The organism is Desulfonatronospira sp. (assembly GCA_003563255.1).
GTDB lineage: Bacteria > Desulfobacterota > Desulfovibrionia > Desulfovibrionales > Desulfonatronovibrionaceae > Desulfonatronospira.
This window is the reverse complement of sequence record PWSL01000391.1, coordinates 1-6,512: the sequence shown is the minus strand read 5'-3', so window position 1 is coordinate 6,512 and position 6,512 is coordinate 1. Positions and strand designations below refer to the sequence as shown.

At 45.8% G+C, this 6,512-nt stretch carries 7 protein-coding genes; 2 read left to right on the top strand and 5 right to left on the bottom strand.

Annotated elements, in window-relative coordinates:
- The first annotated feature begins 158 nt into the window (after positions 1-158).
- On the top strand, positions 159-344 hold the full coding sequence (locus QZP87_RS11455; protein ID WP_291323058.1) for a hypothetical protein: 186 nt from the start codon (positions 159-161) through the stop codon (positions 342-344).
- A gap of 104 nt (positions 345-448) precedes the next feature.
- Here QZP87_RS11455 and QZP87_RS11450 read toward each other — a convergent pair whose 3' ends face one another.
- The 5 genes from QZP87_RS11450 to QZP87_RS11430 form a co-directional block, all read right to left on the bottom strand.
- The gene (locus QZP87_RS11450; RefSeq protein ID WP_291323057.1) at positions 449-1,117 is read right to left on the bottom strand and encodes a hypothetical protein; all 669 of its coding nucleotides are present in this window, start codon (positions 1,115-1,117) and stop codon (positions 449-451) included.
- A gap of 402 nt (positions 1,118-1,519) precedes the next feature.
- Positions 1,520-1,804: a hypothetical protein gene (locus tag QZP87_RS11445; protein ID WP_291323056.1), complete on the bottom strand. Its 285-nt coding sequence runs from the start codon at positions 1,802-1,804 to the stop codon at positions 1,520-1,522.
- A 446-nt stretch (positions 1,805-2,250) separates the two neighbouring features.
- A complete protein-coding gene (locus tag QZP87_RS11440) occupies positions 2,251-2,973 on the bottom strand; it encodes a hypothetical protein (RefSeq protein WP_291323055.1) in 723 nt (240 codons plus the stop codon).
- 106 nt (positions 2,974-3,079) lie between these two features.
- A complete protein-coding gene (locus QZP87_RS11435) occupies positions 3,080-3,334 on the bottom strand; it encodes a hypothetical protein (protein WP_291323054.1) in 255 nt (84 codons plus the stop codon).
- A gap of 2,147 nt (positions 3,335-5,481) precedes the next feature.
- Complete coding sequence (locus tag QZP87_RS11430; RefSeq protein WP_291323053.1) at positions 5,482-6,063, bottom strand: hypothetical protein; 582 nt, start codon at positions 6,061-6,063, stop codon at positions 5,482-5,484.
- Between the two features lie 12 nt (positions 6,064-6,075).
- Between QZP87_RS11430 and QZP87_RS11425 the strand changes: the two genes are divergently transcribed.
- Positions 6,076-6,512 (top strand): hypothetical protein (locus tag QZP87_RS11425; RefSeq protein ID WP_291323052.1); only part of this gene is annotated, 437 nt, incomplete at its 3' end.

The window sequence follows — 6,512 nt, the reverse complement described above, 5'->3', positions numbered from 1 at the left end:
TTCTTATCACGCCTCCCGGTCCAGGTCCAGGTCCAAATCCTGAACCAGGTCCAGATCCTGATCCTGATCCTGAACCAGGTCCAGGTCCAGGTCCAAAACCTAAAGCAGTCAAAAAGCGGTTCTTTGGAACAGTCGAACTGGACCCGCATACAGGACGTATGGACTTCGATACCATCCATGGAGAAGTCGTCAGTCGGCTTACTGCCAGCCCCGGGGCAAAGGTCAAGCTGCGCCTGGATATCGAAGCGGAACTGTCAGATGGTTTTGACGAAAGCACCCAGAGGGCGGTCAGAGAGAACTGCGGAACCCTCAATTTTTCCAGTGCTGAGTTTGAAGAGGAGTAGATGCAGCGGTGAGCATGGTTTCAGGGTGCTGATTTTACTGGATGCCAGAATCAGGGTAAAAACTGATCGATGAATTACAGAGTCGAGTGCAGGGGTACTCTCTTTTATCTGCTGAGGCTGGCGGGGTTGCCCTGCACCCAGGCAAGATGAAGTGATGCACCGGAACGAGAGCCTACTGAAGTCAAGCTGTCTTTGCTTGCGCTGCCGCACATGAGTTCGGCAAAAGCCGCATAGTCCTGGAAGCCTTCATGGGACTGGCTAAAAGAGTGGACCAGCATGACGGCATGCTGAGCGTTGAATCTCTGGGCCTCAATGAGGGCCGATGCTGTGCGGTGCAAAAGCTGATAGCGGATGGAGAGGGGGACTGTGTCCAGCTCAAGCAGCCTTTGCAGAAACTCAAGGCGAGCTGTCTTGCCCGGGCTGGACTGGGCCTGCCACTCCTGTATCGTGGGGCCGAATGACTCGGAAACTTTGCCCTCTACCGCTATGGAAATGAGCTCTCCCTGGGAACGGGCAAGAACCCAGATATCGTTTTGCGAAGGACGAGAGTCAGCAGGTAGTGGAACCTGGTGCTCCGGAAAAGCAAGCAACATCTCCGCCGCAGGGAATTTTGACCCGAGGACTGCTCCAACCTCATCTGGAAAGCCCTCAGCATCTTGCCAAGAATAAGCGAGAGTGCGGGCTGAATAGCCTTTACGCCACTGTCTGGCGGGCTCAGCCAGGAACTGAGCCCATTGCTCTGCACTTGTGGCGGGGATGTAAATTCTGGTCAAGGCAGGTTTTCTCCTGGTTTAATCCCAGCACAGGCCACTGTCGCGGAAACCAAGGGACATTTTGCCGCACTTGGGGCACATGTACTTGCCATCAGTGAGAACAAGATCTCTGTCAAGTTTATCAGTCATTCTCCATTCTGCTACATGGTAACTCCCCGGCTCTCCCAGTAGCCGAGGGTCATCATAAGGAATTGGATTACGCGCCCGGCACTGGGGGCATCTTGCCTCCTTGGCAAGAAGATTCGCCTGGACGACTTCGTGACAGCCCTTACACATACAGGGAAAATAGCAGGTCTCCATAAAATTAAACATACCGCCGCCAATCAGTATAATGGCATTAGCGCCGCATTTACAGGCAGCAATTACTTGTGAGCCCATACCTGATCTCCTGAACCTGACATGTTATAGATGCAGTCCATGACCTTCAGGCAAGACATACTGCCCATCCCTGATCTCCACCTTCCCCAGGGCCACCAGTTTCCTGACAGAAGGCCTCATGGTCTTGCTGGGAGCGTCCAGCTGCATGCGTAGGAGCTTGTCATAGATCTTCAGGATGTTTCGGGCCTGCTTCGCCTTATGGGGCTCCAGGAAGCGCATGCCATGGACCGTTATCTGCCCCTTGGAATCAAGTTCTACGTCCAGACGCAGGGACTGTAAGAACTTAAGCGGGTCGAATGGGGTGCGCATAAATGTTATCCTGAAAGCAGGCCACTGTATGTCATTGGCATTGTTATTCAGAAACCATGAGCTAGCTCGACTTTTAAAGAGAGGTGCGGCTGTTGATGGTATAAGACTTGGGTTTTGGTTTATAAATTAAAAAACTTCAGCAGGCTGGGAAAAATCTATGCTTGTACCACAGGATAGCATTTCCTGGTATGCTCCAACAGCATTAGCATCAAGGTCTTAACCAGAACTTAAGTCACGGGATACTTACTCTACCCTGGTCCTGATACATTGTAGCTATTGTTGGAATTACCGGAAGTAATGGCTTTAGCTATTTTGTCAAGTTCTACCGCCCTGACCATTTCGCTTAGCAAAATCAGACCGTTTAAATCTTTCTGATGTAGATTGAAAAAACGTTGCATAGATAGCTAAATATAGTAAAAGCAGGTTTATGCAATAAATTCAAGGAATCAAGTTATAATACATGACAAAATTATCACTCCAGGAAATGTTCTCAATCCATTAATTTCATTGCTTTGGAAAGTATACTGCATTCTTTTAGGGAGTAGCCATACACCCATCCATGATATACTGCTTGGCATTTCTTGGGAAAGATACGACAACATATCGTCAATTTCATTTCTCTCAGTCATAAACTCTTCATCCTCTTTTAAATTAGAATCAAGAGGTACATTTCTATATATAGGCAATACCAATAAGGATAATTTTACTGTCTCATTAGCTAACGACAAATTTCTAACGTCTTGTTTTCTTATATGCTTTAGTTGATCTACAGAAGAGTTAATCTTAGATATAGCATCTTTTTTTAAAATGCCTCCAAAGTATTGCCAGCTATGCTTAACCTCAACTAAAAAAACTGTTTCATCGTCTTTTTGAACCCAATAATCTAACCACGCATGGGTATATGTTTCACCTCTTTTTTTTCTTCTGGTAGGTGCTTCTTGCATAACACCGTATCCTAGATTGTAAAAGGCGGGTAAAAATATTGCACTAAGTTGCTTTTCTTTATATGAAAATAGATAATCACCAATATTATCAAATGCTTGAGTGGATACTTTTGCAAATTCTATTAAAGACTGATAAAGAAAATTGTTTTCTCCATCTAGTGGTTTGGGCATATTATATAATTCTTGCCTTACCCATCCATAAATACTTTTGTTTTCCCATGGCATACTGTTTAACTCTTTAATAGACTCCGTACCTTGTTCTGAAATGTATCCGCTTAAAATAAGACTACATACTTAATATAGGTGAATTATGACTGTTTCAAACATAAGACTAAATGTTAAAGTTGGTCAGTTTTCCTTTACCTGAGTGAATGGAGATTAAATCCGTCATTTTTTGTTTGCCATCGAGTTCAGCACCAAGGACGCTTATATTGAAGTCATATGCTTGGCTCATGCCACTGTCAGAGCTCTTTAAAGTCGATGAATTCATATAGTCCAGGGTCTTGCTGACTACCTGGGCTCCAAATTCCTGTTTTGACATTATGTTCGCCAGCCCGCCAAGACTTGATATTCCTGTTATGTCCATAAACTTTACCTCCCTATTTATAACAAGGTTATATATGTTTTATCGGTTTTTTTGCCCCATAATTCTAGTTTTAAAGATTTCCTGCTCTGACCTTTGCAGGTAGCAGATGACCATCAACAATATTCAACCCAACTTTAAATTATTGCACGACTTAAAATCGTCCTAAAAAGTTTCTTGCTTTTGAACAACAGGGTAACACTTCCTGGCATGCTCCAGCAGGATAAGCATGACGGTCTTGACCAGTACCTGGCTGCCAGGATTCTTACTTACCCGGTGGTTAGATGTATTACGGCCTAAAGCCTCCGGGGGCTCCTGCTGCAGTTTCACCTACTTTGAGTACATTAGCTGACAATCACAGGATCTGGGATAGATCCAGGCCAGGTTAGGTAAAAAACTCAACCCCTTAAAATCAGGGCTATCTTTCAGACCCCCCTACTATGGGGTACTTTGATATGGATCAATTTTCCAACCCCTTAAAATCGGGGCAATGTTTCAGGCTGTTTTCCTATGTGGCTCATGACCTCAAGTCGCCCTGTTCCAACCCCTTAAAATCGGGGCATGTTTCAGACCAATTTAATGATGACTTGCATGATTCCCTTCCCGAGTTCCAACCCCTTAAGATCGGGGCAATGTTTCAGACATCTTTCTGAGTTCGTCCGAGAGATCAAGCAGACTGTTTCAACCCCTTATAATCGGGGCAATGTTTCAGACCATATTGCAAGGAGCGAGTCTATGCCCAAAAAGCAAGTTCCAACCCCTTAAAACCGGGGCAAAGTTTCAGACATGCGAACTGCCCGAGAATATTTCATTTAAGACCAAGTTTCAACCCATTAAAATCCTGACAGTTGCCCACACATGACCCCACTACGAGTGGGGGATGGCCAATTTGAAATAAATCGTGCATATTTTCAACAAGCGTAATACTTTTGATATTTTTTATTTTATTCTTATCGCTTATTTAGCATAAGATTGTAGTATTTATAGCACTTGATGAGAATCTCAACCGCTCTTCGCGGTAAAAAATAAATTTTGGGGTTAAGTGTGGGCAACTATCAGATTAAAATCGGGGCAATGTTTCAGAAGTACTTTGTCCGGGTTTGATCGAATTGTTTTCAAATTTTCAACCCCTTAAAATCGGGGTGATGTTTTAGACTGAACAATTGGACATGCCATGGAACTGAAGATTTTCTGGGGTTTCAACCCCTTAAAATCGGGGCAAAGTTTCAGACCGTAGTCTAGCGTGAAGTTTCAGTTATTTTTATTAGTTCCAACCCCTTAAAATCGGGGCGATGTTTCAGACAAAAGATAAAGTTTCCCAAGGATGCAAAAATCAAAGTTCCAACCCCTTAAAACCGGGGCAATGTTTCAGACGAGCTTGCAAACGTCATGGCGCAGAAGTTAAAAAGGTTCCAACCCCTTAAAACCAGGGCAATGTTTCAGACTCGTACTGAGTTGGCTCATACAGTCAGTGAGTTGCTGTTCCAACCCCTTAACATCGGGGCAATGTTTCAGACATCAGGTTCCTCTGCCCTCTTTGCTCAGAATTTATGAGTTCCAACCCCTTAAAATCGAGGCGATGTTTCAGACCTGTGAAATTGCTGTTTTGAATACGGCGTACCCGTTCCAACCCCTTAAAATCGGGGCGATGTTTCAGACCAAATTGGCCATCCCCCACTCGTAGTGGGGTCATGTGGTTCCAACCCCTTAAAATCGGGGCGATGTTTCAGACCAAAATTATACCACACGCTGTAAGCATCTTTATTTTGTTCCAACCCCTTAAAATCGGGGCGATGTTTCAGACAATTTTAAGAAAAAAAATAAAAAAAACAATAATGTGTTCCAACCCCTTAAAACCAGGGCAATGTTTCAGACTCTCCCTCTGGGAGCCCTTGTCATTCGTAGTCTCCCAGAACGATTTCCGTATACACCCCCTCAAAAATTAAATCGAGGTTTTTTTATATAAAAAAACACTCAAGAAAACGATGCTAACCTGTTGTTATAATTGAGAAAAGCAAGATCAGTACACCTAATTATCACAAATTCAATGATTTTAAGATGTTATGGTGTTTTAAAATATTTGTTCGGATACAGTGGAATTTGCCCGGGAAATCCACTTTGAGGCAGGCTTCCCGGGCCAGGATGTCAGCTTATGCAGCCTGCTTCGCCCTTAAGCCGTCCAGGTAGGTGACAAACCTCTGGAAGAGCTCCGGGTCGCGCCGGCAGCGGCATAAGTTATTGTACTGCTCACTGACCTGAGCTTTGCTTAGCTTACGCAAGTCAGCCCCGTACTTGTTCCACAGATAAGTCTCGTACAGGTCCACCTTGTCATACAAGCCAAGCTCCCGAAGGACATTCAGAAGACTCAATATAGTGACACCGGTGTCTTCCGGGCTAAGCGGCTGCGGGGTTTTGTCCTGCTGCTCCTGCTGCTGCTTCCTGCTGAACACGTTCTGGGTCTCCTGTTTGGGTGTAGGGCCAGGATCTGCTGCTGGTTCAGGCTCATTGTCTACCTTAGTGTCAGCAGGCTTATTTTCCTTGTGCCCATTATCTGGCCTGCCTCCTTCCAGCCATTCTCTGAGGATCTGGCCGGTATCCTTGCCGGGCACAAAATACTGGCCATCGAAGAGGCCGGTGCGATCCTTGGAGGCCGTGGCAATATGTCCATCCACAGAGAGCTCTAAGACGCAGGTAAACTCGTACTCAAGACCATCACGCTGTACCGGTGCCAATCCTGGCAGGAGATGGAAAAATTCGGCCTTGATCAGTTCTTCTGGGAGGAGATGACCGGGATATTTGGTTATTACCGGGACAAGCCAAACCTGCATGACCTGCTTATCCGCCTCCTGGCCAATGACCTGGCAGGCACTTTAAAGGGTGAGATCCCGGATTCCATGAAGCATTTTCTGTTTGAGGGCCGGGGGCTGAACGCCGAGGTGGATCATGGAAACATTAAAAGAGGAAGCTCTTCCTTGTTCCCAGGCTCCAGCCCCCGCTCTTGTTCCCAGGCTCCAGCCTGGGAACACAGCTCTTCAGAGGCTCCAGCCGCATCCAAAGAAAAAACAAGAAGCGGCTGGAGCCGCAAGAATAAGACGTCCCCAGGCAGGAGCCTGGGAACGAGGGGAAACCGTCACCCCGGACTTGATCCGGGGTCCAGTATTTCGCTCTTGTTCCCAGGCTC

Excerpts from the sequence above, each read along its gene's own strand:
- QZP87_RS11455 (WP_291323058.1), top strand. The coding sequence starts at position 159 with ATGGACTTCGATACCATCCATGGAGAAGTCGTCAGTCGGCTTACTGCC.
- QZP87_RS11445 (WP_291323056.1), bottom strand. The coding sequence starts at position 1,804 with ATGCGCACCCCATTCGACCCGCTTAAGTTCTTACAGTCCCTGCGTCTG.
- QZP87_RS11440 (WP_291323055.1), bottom strand. The coding sequence starts at position 2,973 with ATGCCATGGGAAAACAAAAGTATTTATGGATGGGTAAGGCAAGAATTA.
- QZP87_RS11435 (WP_291323054.1), bottom strand. The coding sequence starts at position 3,334 with ATGGACATAACAGGAATATCAAGTCTTGGCGGGCTGGCGAACATAATG.